This window comes from Diaphorobacter sp. J5-51, from assembly GCF_001023515.1.
Lineage (GTDB): Bacteria > Pseudomonadota > Gammaproteobacteria > Burkholderiales > Burkholderiaceae_C > Diaphorobacter > Diaphorobacter nitroreducens.
Map to the genome: position 1 here is coordinate 196,619 of NZ_JSYI01000130.1, position 15,169 is coordinate 211,787.

Genomic DNA, 15,169 nt, shown 5'->3' on the forward strand with positions numbered 1-15,169 from the left:
ATCGGCACAATATGCCGTTCACGGAATGATTTTCAGCATATGAAGCTTGACGCTACCGATTTGCGCATCCTGGCCGAATTGCAGGCCGATGGCGCGCTGTCCAATGTGGAGCTGGCGCGGCGCGTGCACCTGTCGGCTTCGCCCTGCCTGGCCCGGGTCAAGGCGCTGGAGGCCGCTGGCGTCATCAGCCGGTATGTGGCGCTGGCCAATGCCACGGCGCTGGGGCTGGGGCTCAATGTGTTCATCAACATCAGCCTGACAAGCCAGAGCAAGGAAGCGCTCTCGGCCTTCGAACAGCGCATCGCCGAGCATGACCAGGTGATGGAGTGCTACCTGATGACGGGCGACAGCGACTACCTGATCCGCGTGGCGCTGCCCGACATCGCAGCGCTGGAACGTTTCATTCTCGAGCAGCTCACGCCCATCCCGGGCATCGAGAAGATCCGCACCAGCTTCACGCTCAAGCAGGTGCGCTACAAGACGGCGTTGCCTCTACCCACGCCGTAGCGGTCAGCGGCTGGCAGGCGGCGTCGCCTGCGCCGGTATGCGCGCGACGTTGCCCGCCGCCATGTCTCCGGTGGCCACGCGGCGGCGCAGCTCGGCCAGCACGGCCTTCAGGCGGCGCGCATTCTCAGGGCCCATGCGCACCAGCATCTTCTGACCGCTGGAGAGTGCCTGCAGTTGGGGGTCCACGAATTCGTAGCGCACCCAGGGCCGGGTGGAGGGCACCTCGCCCACCACGGGAACCAGCCGCACCTGCAAGGGCCCCGCCGGCTCGGGCGCGGCGCGCAGGTGGTCGAGTACCGCCACCAGGCGGTCGTTGAAGTAACGCCCGGGAAAGCCCAGTTCTTCATAGGCCGCCTGGAACAGCGGATACATGCGGGCATAGAGCTTCACCGCGGCGTCTACGGGCACGGCTTCGGCCAGCGTGACGAAGGCTTGGTAACGCGCCGCGTTGGCAGACGCGATGGTCTGCGCAGGCGCATCCTGCGTGCCTTCCACCGTGAAACGGCCGGGCGTGGGCTGCACGGGCCACATGCGCGAGGGTGCCTGGGCGCGTGCCAGGTTGTCGATGGTCGCCACCATGCGGCGCACCAGCCCCTCAGGCTGCAGCAGCGCCGCCGCCTGCGGCCCCAGCAGTTCCGCCAGCGCGCGGGCCACGTAGGCGTCGGAATCGGCCAGCGCGGGCAGCGCGTCGGCCGGGGGTTCCAGCACTTCCACCGGGTTCTGCGGGCCCGACGCGGGTACCTGCGGCGCGGCGGCGGGTGGTGCGGCCTCGACGGCGGGGGCCGCAGGCGCGGGCTCGGGGGCCTGGGTGTGGCGCCACCCGAACCACCAGGCGGCGCCCGCGGCGGCGATCGCCACCAGGGCAATGACGGTCCAGACAGAGACCGAGGACTCCTGCCGGGGATGGAATTCGGCGGGGTCTCGTACAGGCATGGCGGTCCTTTCTCCACGAGGCCCCCTCGCACCGTGCAAGAGGCACCTTCGCTTCAATATTGATAGCTATTAGCGCTTGACCCGCCTATGCTACAGCCCTGTTTCATATAAAACCACGTTAAACCACCAGAGGTTACGAGGCTTACCACCGGGTCAACCGGCGGCGCCTGCGGCCAGGCCGTGCAGCCAGGCCATGGAATCGCGCAGTTCCTCCGGGCGAATTTCGTGCATGCCCGGGTACTCGCGGTAGCTCAGCGCCAGCGGCAGCGTCCGGACATGGTCACGTATGGCCTGGGCACTGGCCAGCGGAATGACGTTGTCCTGCACGCCATGGCTCACCCAGAGCTGGCGCCCCGCCAGCGCTGCCGGCTGCGCCGCATGGGGCAGCGCCTGCGGCAGCAGCCGGCTGTGCCAGACCATCGCGCCGTGCAGCAGTTCAGGCCGCGTGAGCAGCAGGGTCAGCGCCATGATGCCGCCCTGGCTGAAGCCGCCCGCCACCACGCGCGCGGCGGGAATGCCCAGCTGGCGCGCCGCGGCGTCCACGGTCTGCGCCACCAGCGCGCGGCTGGCGGCCTCCTGCGGCTCGTTGATGCTGCGCGCGCCATCCGCTGCCACGGTGAATTCGAACCAGGCATTGGCCGTCGGCCCCATGCGGTACGGTGCGCGCAGGCTCAGCACGTGGTATTGCGGGGGTACATGCGGGGCCAGGCCGAACAGGTCCTGTTCGTTGCTGCCCACGCCGTGCATGAGCACCAGCAGCCACGGCTCGGAGCCGGGCGTCGCGGGGCGGTGAAGGAAGGAAAGGGGTAGGTCGAGCATGGGCAACGTCGTGATGGGGGAAGTGTCAGGCAGCCTGCAGCGCGAAGGCGTCCATGGCCAGCATGCCATGCATGACTTCGCGGCTCAGATAGTGCGCCTCGGCGCCTTCGCCGGCAGCGCCCAGCGCAAAGAAGATGGGCAGGAAGTGGTCTTCCGTGGGATGCGCACGCCGGGCATGCGGCGCACGGGCGCGGTAGTCCAGCAGGGCCGCGGTGTCGCCCTGCTCCAGTTGCGCCTCGATCCAGCGGCTGAATTCCACCACATAGGGCGCGGGCTGGTCGGCGCCGCCGAAGAACTCGGCCAGGTTGTGCGTCATGCTGCCGGAGCCCACGACCAGCACGCCCTGCTCGCGCAGGCCGCGCAGCGCCGCACCCATCGCATACACCTCTGCCGGACCGGCACCCACGGGCAGCGCGACCTGTACCACGGGCACGTCGGCCTGCGGGAACAGATGCATCAGCGGCACCCAGGCGCCATGGTCGAAGGGGCGCGCCGCGTCGCCTCGCGCGTCGATGCCAGCCTGCTCCAGCAGGGCCAACACCTCCTGTGCCAGGGCGGGTGCTCCGGCAGCCGGGTACTGGAGCGCATAGAGCGGACGAGGAAAACCGCCGAAATCGTGCCAGGTCTCGGGCTGCGCCCCGGTCATGACGGTGGCGCCACGCGCCACCCAGTGCGGCGACATGATGACCACGCCGCGCAAGCGGGGGTACTGCGCCTTCAGTTCGGCGCCCCAGCGGGTGAGCGCCGGGCCGGTACTGCCGGGCTCCAGCGCAAACAGCGGCGCGCCGTGCGAGACGAACAGCACGGGCAGCGCGGCAGCGGTCGTCGAAGAGGTGACAGAAGGGGTATGGGGGGTGTTCATGGCAAAACCTCAGTCCAGGTTGCAATCATGTGGGAGCGACACGCTTGATGCCAAGCGCCATAGACCCCATCACAGCGTCCCATCCATCACACCAATGCGATGTGAAAGCAGCGTCACTCTCCCAGATGGGGCCGCCCGCGCAATGCCTTGACACCTCCGCGCCGGCTCTTGGACTCCAGCCGCCGCTGCTGCGATCCCAGCGTGGGCCGCGTGGCACGTCGCACGCGCGGCGGCCGCGCCACGCTGTCCACCAGCGCCTGCAGGCGCGCCAACGCATCCAGGCGGTTGGCCTCCTGGGTGCGGTATTGCTGTGCCTTGATGACCAATACCCCCTGCTGGGTGATGCGGCTGTCGCGCAGGGCCAGCAGGCGCTGTTTCACATCTTCAGGCAATGAAGAGGCCGCGATGTCGAAGCGCAGGTGCACAGCGCTGGACACCTTGTTCACGTTCTGCCCGCCCGCCCCCTGGGCGCGCATGGCAGTAAGTTCGACCTCGGCCGGGTCCACGCGCACGCCGGAAGAAGGATTGCCGGAGGCCATGCCCGTCCGTCAGGCGGCCCCGGCGCGCAGGGCGTCGTCCAGCGCCTGCAGGAAGCGCTGCGGGCGCTCAAACTGCACCCAGTGGCCGGCTTCCTCGATCAGCGCCATGCCGCGAAAGTCCGGAGCCGCCGCCGCGTACGCCCCCTCCAATGCACCAATCCACTCTTTGTACAGAGCGTCGCTGCGGCCATAGATCGCATGCACGGGGCACGGCACCAGCGGCAGGGCGCGCGCCAGCGCATCGGTGTGCGCCAGGCGGCGGCGGGGCATGCGGTCGCGCACCACATTGGCCACGTGCGTTTTCAACGCCAGGCCGCCCAAACCGTCGATGAGCGAAGTGTCCTGGAGCATCAGCGCCGCCAGGTTGTAGCGGTGCGCCGCAATCTGCCCCTCCTGCGGCAGGTGGCGCCAGGCCTTGAGCTCGAATTGTCGTTGGGGAACCACCCCCATCGCCGGGGCCCCCACCAGCACGAGTTGGCGGGCCAGTTCGGGGTGGGCTGCGAGCAGCAGGCCCGACGTCAATCCACCAAAGGAAAATCCCACCAGGTCACACGGCCGTGGCCCGAACAGCGTACGCAGGCCTTCGGCCAGCGGCTCCACCAGGGCGTCCGCATCGCCCCCCGCGGGTGGTGCGGCCGAATCTCCGAATCCCGGCAGATCGGGGACCCAGACCTCGCGGCCACTGTCCTCCAGACCGTGGATGTTGCGCACCCAATGCGTCCAGCTGCCGCTGCCGCCATGCAGCAGTACCAGAGGCAGCGCACCATCCTGGGATGCCCCCCAGACATGCCAGACGATGTCGCCGGTACCGCAGGGGGTGGACTCGCGCCGTGCGCGTTGCTGCAACGCAGTGACTTCAGGAGGCAGGGGCAGCGTGGCGAGCGATGGCTCCTTCACCATTGGGCCAGCCCGTCAATGGCAAGGGCGTAGCCCTGCACCCCAAACCCGCACATCACCGCGCGGGCCGCGCCGGCCAGATAGGAGTGGTGGCGAAAGCTCTCGCGCGCATGCACGTTGCTGATGTGCAGCTCTACCACGGGCACTCCCGTGCCCTTCACGGCATCCAGGAGTGCCACGCTGGTGTGGGTGTAGGCGGCAGCATTGAGCACGACGCCGGCCAGTTGGCCCGCCGCATGCAGCCGGCCGGCCTCGTGGATCCAGTCCACCAGAGCGCCTTCATGGTTGCTCTGGCGAAATACCAGCGCCAACCCGTGGCGTGCACATGCGGCCGTGCAGAGCTGCTCGACATCCGCCAGAGTCTGGGAGCCATACACCTGCGGCTCGCGCGTGCCCAGCAGGTTGAGATTGGGGCCGTTGAGAACGTAAACGGTTTTCGTCATGGAGTGCTAGCGCGGTTCTACCCGCCGCAACGGACCCGCGAATGCGCATTATCGCGGCCAGCACTCCGGCTGGCGTGCCCGTGTCAGCGCCAATCGCGATGGCCGCGATGGTGCCGATGGCCGTGGCGGTACCCGTGCCCGTATCCGCGGTAATACCCCACGGGCGGTGCCACGACCACGGGTGGCGCGTAATAGACCGGGCGCGGAGCCCTGTATACGGGCGGTGCGTACACCACGGGCGGCGGGGCGTAATACACGGGTGGAGGCGAGTAATACACAGGAGCGGCGTTGCCCACCCCCACGACGGCGCCGGGCACGCCCACGCCGACAGACCAGTACACGTCGCTGCGTGCCTGGGCGGTGCCTGCGCCCACCAACAGGGCCAGCGCCACACCGGCCGAAGCGGCGGCGGCAAACCAAGAGCGATGTTGGATCATGAAAATCTCCTATGTAGGGGTGCCGCGGCACCCGGGTGCCTGAACACAAGGCGTTTGGACGTCTAACGCGCCAGCACCGTGAAAGGATGGCATGAACAGATGTTCAGGTTGTTTCCGAACGTACCCCGCGCCGTTTCCATGCGTAACCGCAGCGGCCGCTCAACAAGCGCTCGCGCCGGTAGTACGCATCTATGCCGCCTAAAATCCCCCGCATGAGCACCCCCGTCCATCACGACACTTCTGCGGAAGCCGCAAAACCCAGCAACTTCCTGCGCCAGATCATCGAATCCGACCTGTCGCACGGTGTGCATGCCCAAAAACACTGGGCGGGCAGCCCAGGCGACGCAGCCCACCACGCCGCCGCAGCGGTTGACCCTGCCAAGATCCGCACGCGCTTTCCGCCCGAACCCAACGGCTACTTGCACGTGGGCCATGCCAAGAGCATCTGCCTGAATTTCGGCCTGGCGCGCGACTACGGCGGCGTGTGCCACCTGCGCTTTGACGACACCAACCCCGAGAAGGAAGATCAGGAGTACGTAGACAGCATCATCGATTCCGTGCGCTGGCTGGGCTTCGACTGGAAAGACCCCGACGGCCACGAGAACCTGTACTACGCCAGCAATTACTTTGGCTTCATGTACCGCGCGGCCGAGTACCTGATCGAGACCGGCAACGCCTACGTGGACGAGCAAACGCCCGAAGAGATGCGCGCCAACCGCGGCGACTTCGGCAAGCCCGGGGTGGACAGCCCCTATCGCAACCGCACCCCTGCGGAGAACCTGGCGCGCTTTCGCGAGATGCGTGACGGCAAGCTCCCCGACGGCGCCGCCGTACTGCGCGCCAGGATCGACATGGGGCACCCCAACATCAACCTGCGCGACCCGGCCATCTACCGCATCAAGCACGCCGAGCACCACAACACCGGCAACCAGTGGTGCATCTACCCCATGTACACCTTCGCGCACCCGATCGAGGATGCGCTGGAGTGCATCACCCACAGCATCTGTACGCTGGAGTTCGAGGACCAGCGCCCCTTCTACGACTGGCTGCTGGACCGCCTGGGGGAAGGCGGCCTGATCGCCCGCCCCCAGCCGCGCCAGTATGAGTTCGCGCGCCTGAACCTCACCTACGTCATCACCAGCAAGCGCAAGCTCAAGCACCTGGTGGACAGCGGCATCGTGAGCGGCTGGGACGATCCGCGCATGCCCACCATCGTGGGCCTGCGCCGGCGCGGCTATACGCCGGCCTCCATCCAGATGTTCTGCGAGCGCATTGGCGTGACCAAGGACTACAGCTGGATCGACTACGGCACGCTGGAGGGCTGCCTGCGTGAGGACCTGGAATCCAAGGCCCACCGCGCCATGGCCGTGCTCGACCCGCTCCCGCTCACGCTGACCAACTGGGCCGAAGTCTTCGGCAGCGACGGCCACGTCGAGGCCTGCAGCCTACCCGCCCTGCCCCACGCGCACGAAGGCCAGGCTGTTCCCGAGCGCCACTTCACCCTGGGCCGCGAGGTCTGGATCGAGCGCGAAGACTTCGCCGAAGTGCCACCCAAGGGCTACAAGCGTCTTTATCCTCCCCGGCTCGGGGCGGACGGGCAAATGCTCCCGGGCAACACCGTGCGCCTGAAGGGCGGCTACGTCATCGAATGCACCGGCTGCGAGAAAGATGCGGGCGGCCACGTCACCCGCGTGCTCGCCACCGTGGTGCCCGACACCAAGAGCGGCACGCCCGGCGCCGATAGCGTGAAGGTAAAAGCCGCCATCACCTGGGTGGGGGTGCAGGACGGCGTGCAGGCCGAGGTGCGCCTCTACGACCGCCTGTTCACCGACGCCCAACCCGACGCGGGTGGTAAAGACTTTCTGGCCCTGCTCAATCCCGACAGCCTGAAGGTGGTGACCGCCTATGTGGAGCCATCACTGGCGGCCGCCCAGCCCGACGATAAGTTCCAGTTCGAGCGCTTCGGTTACTTCGTGGCCGACCGGGTGGACCACAGCGCTAGCCGCCCGGTGTTCAACAAGATCACCGGACTGAAGGACAGTTGGGCGAAATAGCCGGCCGCTGCTCGACAAGCAAATGCCCGCGTCCGCGGGCATTTTTTTTCGTCTCAAACCGAACGCCTGCGCATTGCCGAGGCTGCACGACGGAAATTCTCCCGGCGCGAAGATGGATTCTTAATAACGATTCTCGTTTGCTTTATCATCCCACCACCTTATTGCCGAGAAAGACTTGAGCCTCATGTCCATGCCTATGAAATCCTTGGTTGTTGCATGTGTTCTGGCCGCTGCAGGCGCCGCAAGTGCGCAGGACCAGGTGGTCAACCTGTATTCCGCCCGCCACTACGCCACCGATGAAGCGCTGTACAGCGGCTTTACCAAGGCCACGGGCATCAAGATCAATCGCGTGGATTCTGATGATGCCGGGATCATGGCCCGTCTCAAGGCAGAAGGAGCCGCATCCCCTGCCGACGTGATCCTGCTGGTGGACGCCGCCCGCCTCTACCGTGGCGAGGCCGACGGCCTGTTCCTGCCCGTGCGCTCGAAGGTGCTGGAGGACGCCATTCCCGCGAACCTGCGCGCAACACCGGTCGCCGACGGTGGCATTCCCTGGTTTGGCCTGTCCACGCGGGCGCGTGTGGTTGTCTACAACAAGACCAAGGTCAACAAGGACGATGTGGACACCTATGAAGAGTTGGGTGACCCCAAAAACAAAGGCAAGGTCTGCATCCGTTCCGGCTCGCACCCCTACAACCTGAGCCTGTTCGGCGCCGTGATGGAACACGTGGGCGAACAGAAAGCCGAAGCATGGCTCAAGGGCGTGGTGAACAACCTCGCCCGCGCGCCTAAAGGGGGCGACACCGATCAAATCAAGGCCGTCGCAGCCGGCGAATGCGATATCGCCGTGACCAACAGCTATTACCTCGCCCGCCTGATGCGCTCGGACAAGCCCGAAGACAAGGCCGTGGTGGACAAGGTGGCGGTGGTGTTCCCCAACCAGCAATCGTGGGGCACGCACATGAACATCGCAGGCGGCGCAGTGGCCCGCCACACCAAGAACCAAGCCAACGCCATCAAGTTCCTGGAATACCTGGCCAGCCCTGAGGCTCAGAACTACTTTGCCAACGGCAACAACGAATGGCCCGCCGCCAAAGACGTGGATCCGGGCAACCCGGCCCTCAAGGCCATGACGGGCGGCCAACCGTTCAAGAGTGAAACCATCCCCATTGGCGCGGTCGGCGCCAACACCGTCAAGGTACAGCAGATGCTGGACCGCGTCGGTTTCCGGTAAGCCCTCTGCCCCTTGCGCACAGCCCGGCCCTGCCGGGCTGTTGCTTTTCTAGGGAGTGCCGGATCGCTCGGTGATAATTAACGTTTACGTTAACGTAACTTTGGAGACAGACCATGGAAATCAAGGGCAAGGTGTTCATCGTCACCGGCGGCGCGTCAGGCCTGGGTGAAGGCACGGCACGCATGCTGGCTTCAGCGGGCGGCTTGGTGGTGATTGCCGACATGCAGGCCGACAAGGGCGAAGCCGTCGCGCGCGAGATCGGCGGGCGCTTCGTGCGCTGCGACGTGAGCAGCGAGGCCGATGGCCAAGCCGTGGTGGCCGCAGCGGTATCGATGGGCAAGCTCATGGGCCTGGTGAACTGCGCCGGCATCGCCCCTGCGGAAAAGACCGTTGGCAAGAACGGCGCGCATGCGCTGGCTTCGTTCACCAAGACCATCACGGTGAACCTGATCGGCAGCTTCAACATGATCCGCCTGGCCGCCGAGGCCATGTGCAAGAACGAACCCGAAGCCACCGGCGAGCGCGGGGTGATGATCTCCACCGCCAGTGTGGCGGCCTATGACGGGCAGATCGGGCAGGCGGCGTACTCTGCTTCCAAGGGCGGAATCGTGGGCATGACACTGCCCATCGCCCGCGACCTGGCACGCAACGGCATCCGCAACATGACCATTGCCCCCGGCATCTTCGGCACCCCCATGCTGTTCGGCATGCCCCAGGAGGTACAGGACGCGCTGGCCGCCGGCGTCCCCTTCCCCAGCCGCCTCGGCACCCCGCAGGATTACGCCAAGCTGGTGCGCCACATCTTCGAGAACGACATGCTCAATGGCGAAGTGATTCGTCTGGATGGCGCGATCCGCCTTCCACCGAAGTGATTTTTTGATAGCGCCTTGCGCTTGTCTGTATTGGGTTCGAGCCCGATTCCGTATATTTTCCTAACGAAACCAACGCGGACGCAGTCGATGAGTAACTGCGGTTAGGGCTGGCGGCGCACGGACGCAGGCAAGCGCTGCAGTTCAGCCTCCAAGGCGCGGATGTTGCTCTGGTGGCGGTTCACCGCCAGCTGCGCATCCGCACCGCCCGCCCCCTCCTGCGCCTGCAGGCGCCGCAAGGCGTCGCGCTCCTTGTCCAGTTCATGGTTCTGGATCGCGCGGCGCCCATCACCATCGGGCTGCACGATCACGGGCGTGTGTCCTGGCGAAGCGGCGTACGCGCGGCCGAAGCACAAAAACCGCTAGTACGTGCAAATAACGTAGGGTTTAGCGCATTTATTGATGCGAATGGACAGATTCTCAGTAGCCTGATTGGGCATGCCGGGAATGGAACCATGGACATTCAGCCACGTAGCGGAGCGACGCCCTATATTCGCATAGCTGCTTGGCTGTCGCAATAAATTCTGAAAACACAGAAAAAAAGCCGCTGCAAATAATTTTGCAGTGGCTTTTTTGATATTGGCGGAGTGGACGCGAGAGACGCCTTGATCCGGTAGCCGCCAGCATCCGCCAAAAGCCCAATGCCGACAACGGGTTAGCGCGTTGAGTCGGCCGCTTTCCGCCAGGATCTTCCGCGATTGTGGCACGGTTTTCTGTGAGTCGAATTGTGAGTTCAATCGACCCCCATGAAAGCCAGAAACCCCAAAACTATCCAAGACCAAATCGACCACGCCGCCTGTGGCACGTCCCGCAAGCTGTACCGCATCAACGGCGCGGAGTTCCTGTTGCAAGTCACACCCAAGGGTGTGAAGTCTTGGTGTTATCGCTACACCCTGAACGGCAAGACCCGCGTCATGGGGCTTGGCCCCGTGCATCGCATCTCCTTTGACGAAGCCACCAAGCGGGCACGCAAGATTCGCGTACTGTTGGACGACGGCATTGACCCACTGGCCGAACGTGACCACAAGAAGGCAGAGCAAGCCCTGAGCAAAACCTTCAAGGAGTGCGCAGCAGAATTCATCCGCAGCCATGAAGCGGGCTGGAAGTCCGCGAAGCACACCGCACAGTGGTCGGCAACGCTGGAAGCCTACGCTTACCCCACTATCGGAGACTTGGCGGTACAGAACATCAAGGTGGCACACGTCAAGAAGGTCATCGAACCGATCTGGCGCACCAAGAATGAAACCGCCGAGCGAGTTCGGTCTCGCATCGAGAAGGTTCTGGCGTGGGCCACCGTACATGGCTATCGAACGGGCGACAACCCGGCACGATGGTCAGGCTACCTCAGCGAAATCTTCCCCAAGCGAGCCGCTGTGCGCAAGGTGAAACATCATCCTGCACTGCCGTATTTGGAGCTACCTGCCTTCATGCGCCTGTTGGAAAACACCTCAGGTCGAGGGGGATGGGTGCTGCGCTTCTTGATCCTGACCGCCACTAGAACGACCGAGACGCGAGCCGCCGAATGGTCGGAAATCGACATGGAGGAACGTCTGTGGTGCATTCCGGCAGAGCGTATGAAGGCATCACGTCCGCACCGTGTCCCGCTGTCAGAGCCAGCGATGGAAATCCTGCGCTACATGAAGGCCGTCAACGATGCACATCCCACGCCGTCGAAGTACGTCTTCAACGGCCAGACCTGGGGCAAGCATCCCTCGGAGGCCATCATGTTGATGCGACTGAAACACATGGGCCGCACCGACATTGTTCCGCACGGTTTCAGAAGCACCTTCCGGGACTTCGTGGCGGAAAAAACCGACTTCCCCCGTGAAGTGGCGGAGGCTGCGCTGGCGCATGCACTGCAAGACAAAACGGAAGCTGCCTACCAGCGCGGTGACTACCTTGAAAAGCGCCGTGAACTGATGACCTTGTGGGCCAACTTCTGCATGTCCGGTTAGACATCCGCCGGGATCGACCGTCGATTGCCTTTGACCAAAACCGTGCTATAGAATTTCCTCCATGAACTGCAAAGCGGGTACAGCAGTTCTACAGTTCGGATGAACTGTCGGGTGTGACGCACAGCTCCCTCGTCACCTCCGCCACCCCTCTTGTGCCAAGTTCCTTGGTAACAAAGAGGTGCATCAGTCGCTACCAATGCGCAGGCGACCATGCACAAAGAATGCCGAGCAACCGGGCTTCTCTGTGTGTAGATGATTTGGTCAAACCCCTCTAGAACTTGAACCATTACCCGAGACGTTTCTCGTCTCTCCCCGTGGGTCGTGGCTCTCTTTTGGAGATGATCCATGTCCATCAACACATTGAAAGTAGATGTCCAAAGCGCCCTGACTCAGAAAAATGATCGCCTCTTGCGCGATGCCGAAGTTCAAAAACTGACTGGCGTGCGCAAGACTCGCCGCTCCGACCTGATGCGCGACGGCAAATTCCCGCAGCCCATCAAAATCTGTGGAGGCCGCACGAATTACTGGCTGGCATCTGAAATCGAAAAATTCATTGCCGACCAGGTCGCCTTGCACCGCACCGAACAGGCTGAAAAGCTGGCTCAACTCGCCAGTGACCCCTTCAACGTTCTGATGAGTGCCTTGGCAGGCAAGCCAAGCCAGAACTCGCAAGGGGCCTGCGATGCGTAAGCCCAGCACCCCCAAGAGCACCGAAGGCTTTGATACCCCGAGCCTGCTGCGTCCCAAGCGCCGCAAAAGCATTCCCTTGCTGGAATTCATGCGCGAGGACTTCCCCGATGAAGACCCCCTGCTGGGAAAAGTCATCACCCACGGATCAACCGGCATGTTGTCTGCACAACGTGGTCTGGGCAAGTCGCTCCTGGCTTTGCACGTTGGATATGCCGTTGCAGGCGGCAAGATTCTCAAGCCGTGGGGCCGCGGCATTGGTGGCGTCGTCGTTTACCTTGACGGCGAGATGCACAGTCGCACCTTGCAAAAACGCCTGCGGCAGATCAGCAACCGCGACAGCAAGCCAGTGACCCGAAAGATGGTGGAGCAAAACTTCCACATCATTGGCCGGGATGCTTTCGATCACGTCATCGGCTACATCGACAGCGAGGACGATCAGGCGTTCATCGAATCCATGCTGCCCGATGATTGCCGCCTGCTGATCGTGGACAACCTTTCGGCATGGACGAGTTCTGCCCGCGAAGACGGCACCGCCTTTGCCCCGATCAAACGCTGGCTGGCCCACTTGCGCACCAAGGGCATTGCAGTCCTGCTGGTTCATCACACCGGCAAGAACGGCAGCAGCCAGCGCGGCACCAGCATCCATGAGGACTTGCTCGACTACTCCATCCTGCTGCGCGAGGACAAATCGGGCAAACCCAAGAACGGCACCAGCTTTCTGCTGGAGCACACGAAGTTGCGCGAACTCCACCCGGACATCCCAAAGGTGTGCCGCTATACATTCACGACCGATCTGACTACCGATGTCATGGATCACCGCTATGAAGATGGCGAAAGCGATGCGGTCAGCGAGGACGATGCAGCGATTGTCGAACTACTCAAGGAAGGTCTTTCCGGCAAGGAGGTCGCCGAGAAACTGGACGTTTCAACCTCTGTTGTCAGCCGTGTGAAGACGGCACTCTCGGACGAGTTGCGTGCCGAGATCGAAGCGGCTCAGGCGATTCGTTCGGCGGCCAAAAAGTCGGGCAAGGAGCCGTCATGATGGATTGCTTGCTTGCAAACACTAGCGCACGCAATCCTGAAATCGGGGCGAAGACCCCGCATTCACAGGCACTTTGCCATGCGCAGAGCGACCTTATTCATACCGCGCAAAGCCAACGCCCAGAAAAAGGCAAAGATGCTGCGAGAGTCGTCACGGAGACTGCGGAGGATATCGCCGATGCTGCGGGAGCCGAAACCTCGAAACGCGGAGGCCAGCGATTTCGCCCACTATGTAATGAGCGCACTTTCACCATCGGACATGGCCATGTGGGGTACATCGTCACCCATCAGATCGTTGGGGGCCGCACCGAATCGGCTCAGCGGGAGGTGTCGCCATGACCGACTCCGTCAAGCTGTGCGTGGACCTGCGCTCGATGCCCGAGGATGCCCGTCGTGAAGTGGAGGTTCACCATGCGCGAACCCAGGACAAGCGTGATAGCTATATAGGTGAACGCTACCCCAAGGCGATCACCGTCACCAGCCCACTCAGTGGCACCGGCATGGAGCTGAAAACGTTTTGGGAGGATGCGAAGCCGCGCTTCGTGCAATCCCATATCGTTGCGGCGCTGAACCTCCCCAATGCGCTCACTGGGCACAACTGCGAGCACGGAACCAGCATTTTTGCCGCTGGCGAGGCTGGGCTGGAACTTCTCAAGCACCGCATGGTCTGCGATGGCGTCCCTGGGGCTGCGGTGGATATGTTGACGACCCATCATGTCTCGCTGCACGGGGCTACCATTACCTACCTACTGTGTTGTGCCGACGAGAAGCAAGCCAACGCCAACGTGCTGAAAATGAAGGCTGCGCTGCGCATCTTGGGCTACGTGCCGACGGGAAACGACTCCACGAACGAGACCTTCGACGTGCCGCGCAATGGGTATGTGATTACGGTATATCACAAGACCGATTTCAGCCACTGCATCTTCTCCAATGAGGACTTGGCCGAAACACTCAAGGCCCGTGCCCGCTGCATTATTCGCATCGAGGTCTATATGCAAGGCCACTTCCTGCGTGAACGCGGATTGGATGCATTGGAAAGCTGGCGAAACGCCTACGCGGAGGGTCGGTACGAGGCCATCTTTAACGAGCTGGTGCGTGGACTGTTCAAGCTGGATGTGGTGTTGCGCCACAAGGCCCCGCGCAAAGAGGCTTTGAAAAGCCTGACCGCTACGGAGCGCGAGATTGTTTTGGCCTACCTGGCCGGGACACCCCTTGACGCGCTTCCCGCCATCAAAGAAGGTGCCACCGCAGATGCCCGCAGCAAGATCAAAAGCAAATGGAAGAAGACCATCCGCGACAAGCTGCGCATCGACATCACGATCCCATGGGAGCAACACCAGAAACTGCACCACGCCGATATGGATCGTTTGGTACGGTATCCCGGTGACTATCACCCGGACGCGGTCACTGTAGCGGAATGTTTCTGTCAGGAGAACTGGCCGAAGCTGCGGAAACGCCTTAGAAAGCTCCGCAGCGATAAGGCGGCTCGCCCAACTACCGCATGAACCGGCGGCAGCCATGCCGCTACCGCTCAAAACCGGCAAGCAACACTTGCAGGCTGTCGGCATGGCAATTTCGACATTGTTTCAACATCGAAAGGAGCCGGACATGCTGGTCAAAGTCTGCAAGCACGGGAATAGCCTGAGCATCAGGCTTGGGGCGTACGTCACCCGAACCGCCCGGATCAAGTGCGGGGATTGGGTCGATGTGGTTTTGCTGTCCAGTGGGGAGATTCGCATCACGCCCAAGACTGGGCCCGAGCCGCTTGAGACCGATGGTGAGGCAGCGCCAACCGATCTGGCTCCTGCCATCGACGAGGAGCGTTGGTGATGCGGGCCACTGACTGCGTATTCCACGCGATGGCGGACACGATTCCATGCTGATGGCGG

The 15,169-nt window shown here is 63.4% G+C and carries 17 protein-coding genes; 9 read left to right on the forward strand and 8 right to left on the reverse strand.

What is annotated here, in order from left to right; genetic code table 11:
• Positions 1-39: 39 nt before the first annotated feature.
• Complete coding sequence (locus OX89_RS16545; RefSeq protein ID WP_047351428.1) at positions 40-507, forward strand: Lrp/AsnC family transcriptional regulator; 468 nt, start codon at positions 40-42, stop codon at positions 505-507.
• A gap of 3 nt (positions 508-510) precedes the next feature.
• Here the strand turns inward: OX89_RS16545 and OX89_RS16550 are convergent, their stop codons facing one another.
• The 7 genes from OX89_RS16550 to OX89_RS16580 form a co-directional block, all read right to left on the reverse strand.
• Positions 511-1,440, reverse strand: coding sequence for a DUF3014 domain-containing protein (locus OX89_RS16550; protein WP_047351429.1), 930 nt, complete (start codon positions 1,438-1,440; stop codon positions 511-513).
• A 153-nt stretch (positions 1,441-1,593) separates the two neighbouring features.
• On the reverse strand, positions 1,594-2,259 hold the full coding sequence (locus OX89_RS16555; protein WP_047351430.1) for an alpha/beta hydrolase: 666 nt from the start codon (positions 2,257-2,259) through the stop codon (positions 1,594-1,596).
• Between the two features lie 25 nt (positions 2,260-2,284).
• A complete protein-coding gene (locus OX89_RS16560) occupies positions 2,285-3,121 on the reverse strand; it encodes a class III extradiol ring-cleavage dioxygenase (protein WP_047351431.1) in 837 nt (278 codons plus the stop codon).
• Positions 3,122-3,234: 113 nt separating this feature from the next.
• The gene (gene arfB / locus OX89_RS16565; protein ID WP_011804885.1) at positions 3,235-3,660 is read right to left on the reverse strand and encodes an alternative ribosome rescue aminoacyl-tRNA hydrolase ArfB; all 426 of its coding nucleotides are present in this window, start codon (positions 3,658-3,660) and stop codon (positions 3,235-3,237) included.
• Between the two features lie 9 nt (positions 3,661-3,669).
• Positions 3,670-4,560, reverse strand: coding sequence for an alpha/beta fold hydrolase (locus OX89_RS16570; protein WP_047351432.1), 891 nt, complete (start codon positions 4,558-4,560; stop codon positions 3,670-3,672).
• Positions 4,554-5,000: a type II 3-dehydroquinate dehydratase gene (gene aroQ / locus OX89_RS16575; protein ID WP_011804883.1), complete on the reverse strand. Its 447-nt coding sequence runs from the start codon at positions 4,998-5,000 to the stop codon at positions 4,554-4,556. The genes OX89_RS16570 and aroQ overlap by 7 nt, the downstream gene beginning before the upstream one ends.
• An 83-nt stretch (positions 5,001-5,083) precedes the next feature.
• Positions 5,084-5,437 (reverse strand): hypothetical protein, encoded by a 354-nt coding sequence (locus OX89_RS16580; RefSeq protein WP_047351433.1) that lies wholly within the window; start codon positions 5,435-5,437, stop codon positions 5,084-5,086.
• Positions 5,438-5,649: 212 nt separating this feature from the next.
• Between OX89_RS16580 and OX89_RS16585 the strand changes: the two genes are divergently transcribed.
• The 3 genes from OX89_RS16585 to OX89_RS16595 all read left to right on the forward strand — a co-directional run bounded on the left by OX89_RS16585 (position 5,650) and on the right by OX89_RS16595 (position 9,597).
• On the forward strand, positions 5,650-7,491 hold the full coding sequence (locus OX89_RS16585; protein ID WP_047351434.1) for a glutamine--tRNA ligase/YqeY domain fusion protein: 1,842 nt from the start codon (positions 5,650-5,652) through the stop codon (positions 7,489-7,491).
• A 184-nt stretch (positions 7,492-7,675) separates the two neighbouring features.
• Positions 7,676-8,725, forward strand: a complete 1,050-nt coding sequence (locus OX89_RS16590) for a Fe(3+) ABC transporter substrate-binding protein (RefSeq protein WP_047351435.1) — start codon at positions 7,676-7,678, stop codon at positions 8,723-8,725.
• Between the two features lie 113 nt (positions 8,726-8,838).
• The gene (locus OX89_RS16595) at positions 8,839-9,597 is read left to right on the forward strand and encodes a 3-hydroxyacyl-CoA dehydrogenase (protein ID WP_011804879.1); all 759 of its coding nucleotides are present in this window, start codon (positions 8,839-8,841) and stop codon (positions 9,595-9,597) included.
• A 101-nt stretch (positions 9,598-9,698) separates the two neighbouring features.
• On the opposite strand, the gene OX89_RS16600 is transcribed toward OX89_RS16595, so the two are convergent.
• Positions 9,699-9,905, reverse strand: coding sequence for a hypothetical protein (locus OX89_RS16600; RefSeq protein ID WP_157497528.1), 207 nt, complete (start codon positions 9,903-9,905; stop codon positions 9,699-9,701).
• 435 nt (positions 9,906-10,340) lie between these two features.
• Between OX89_RS16600 and OX89_RS16605 the strand changes: the two genes are divergently transcribed.
• The 5 genes from OX89_RS16605 (at position 10,341) to OX89_RS16625 (ending at position 15,110) form a co-directional block, all read left to right on the forward strand.
• Complete coding sequence (locus tag OX89_RS16605; RefSeq protein WP_084002084.1) at positions 10,341-11,549, forward strand: integrase arm-type DNA-binding domain-containing protein; 1,209 nt, start codon at positions 10,341-10,343, stop codon at positions 11,547-11,549.
• 345 nt (positions 11,550-11,894) lie between these two features.
• Complete coding sequence (locus tag OX89_RS16610; RefSeq protein ID WP_084002085.1) at positions 11,895-12,239, forward strand: AlpA family transcriptional regulator; 345 nt, start codon at positions 11,895-11,897, stop codon at positions 12,237-12,239.
• The gene (locus tag OX89_RS16615; RefSeq protein ID WP_047351438.1) at positions 12,232-13,281 is read left to right on the forward strand and encodes an AAA family ATPase; all 1,050 of its coding nucleotides are present in this window, start codon (positions 12,232-12,234) and stop codon (positions 13,279-13,281) included. The genes OX89_RS16610 and OX89_RS16615 overlap by 8 nt, the downstream gene beginning before the upstream one ends.
• 334 nt (positions 13,282-13,615) lie before the next feature.
• Positions 13,616-14,785 carry a hypothetical protein gene (locus OX89_RS16620; protein WP_047351439.1) on the forward strand — a complete coding sequence of 390 codons (1,170 nt, stop codon included), beginning with the start codon at positions 13,616-13,618 and terminating at the stop codon, positions 14,783-14,785.
• 13 nt (positions 14,786-14,798) lie between these two features.
• Positions 14,799-15,110 (forward strand): hypothetical protein, encoded by a 312-nt coding sequence (locus tag OX89_RS16625; protein ID WP_047351440.1) that lies wholly within the window; start codon positions 14,799-14,801, stop codon positions 15,108-15,110.
• Positions 15,111-15,169 lie beyond the last annotated feature (59 nt).

Excerpts from the sequence above, each read along its gene's own strand:
- OX89_RS16625 (WP_047351440.1), top strand. The coding sequence starts at position 14,799 with ATGCCGCTACCGCTCAAAACCGGCAAGCAACACTTGCAGGCTGTCGGC.
- OX89_RS16590 (WP_047351435.1), top strand. The coding sequence starts at position 7,676 with ATGTCCATGCCTATGAAATCCTTGGTTGTTGCATGTGTTCTGGCCGCT.
- OX89_RS16580 (WP_047351433.1), bottom strand. The coding sequence starts at position 5,437 with ATGATCCAACATCGCTCTTGGTTTGCCGCCGCCGCTTCGGCCGGTGTG.
- OX89_RS16570 (WP_047351432.1), bottom strand. The coding sequence starts at position 4,560 with ATGGTGAAGGAGCCATCGCTCGCCACGCTGCCCCTGCCTCCTGAAGTC.
- OX89_RS16555 (WP_047351430.1), bottom strand. The coding sequence starts at position 2,259 with ATGCTCGACCTACCCCTTTCCTTCCTTCACCGCCCCGCGACGCCCGGC.
- OX89_RS16620 (WP_047351439.1), top strand. The coding sequence starts at position 13,616 with ATGACCGACTCCGTCAAGCTGTGCGTGGACCTGCGCTCGATGCCCGAG.
- OX89_RS16595 (WP_011804879.1), top strand. The coding sequence starts at position 8,839 with ATGGAAATCAAGGGCAAGGTGTTCATCGTCACCGGCGGCGCGTCAGGC.
- OX89_RS16585 (WP_047351434.1), top strand. The coding sequence starts at position 5,650 with ATGAGCACCCCCGTCCATCACGACACTTCTGCGGAAGCCGCAAAACCC.
- OX89_RS16545 (WP_047351428.1), top strand. The coding sequence starts at position 40 with ATGAAGCTTGACGCTACCGATTTGCGCATCCTGGCCGAATTGCAGGCC.
- OX89_RS16550 (WP_047351429.1), bottom strand. The coding sequence starts at position 1,440 with ATGCCTGTACGAGACCCCGCCGAATTCCATCCCCGGCAGGAGTCCTCG.
- OX89_RS16605 (WP_084002084.1), top strand. The coding sequence starts at position 10,341 with ATGAAAGCCAGAAACCCCAAAACTATCCAAGACCAAATCGACCACGCC.
- OX89_RS16610 (WP_084002085.1), top strand. The coding sequence starts at position 11,895 with ATGTCCATCAACACATTGAAAGTAGATGTCCAAAGCGCCCTGACTCAG.
- aroQ (WP_011804883.1), bottom strand. The coding sequence starts at position 5,000 with ATGACGAAAACCGTTTACGTTCTCAACGGCCCCAATCTCAACCTGCTG.
- arfB (WP_011804885.1), bottom strand. The coding sequence starts at position 3,660 with ATGGCCTCCGGCAATCCTTCTTCCGGCGTGCGCGTGGACCCGGCCGAG.
- OX89_RS16615 (WP_047351438.1), top strand. The coding sequence starts at position 12,232 with ATGCGTAAGCCCAGCACCCCCAAGAGCACCGAAGGCTTTGATACCCCG.
- OX89_RS16560 (WP_047351431.1), bottom strand. The coding sequence starts at position 3,121 with ATGAACACCCCCCATACCCCTTCTGTCACCTCTTCGACGACCGCTGCC.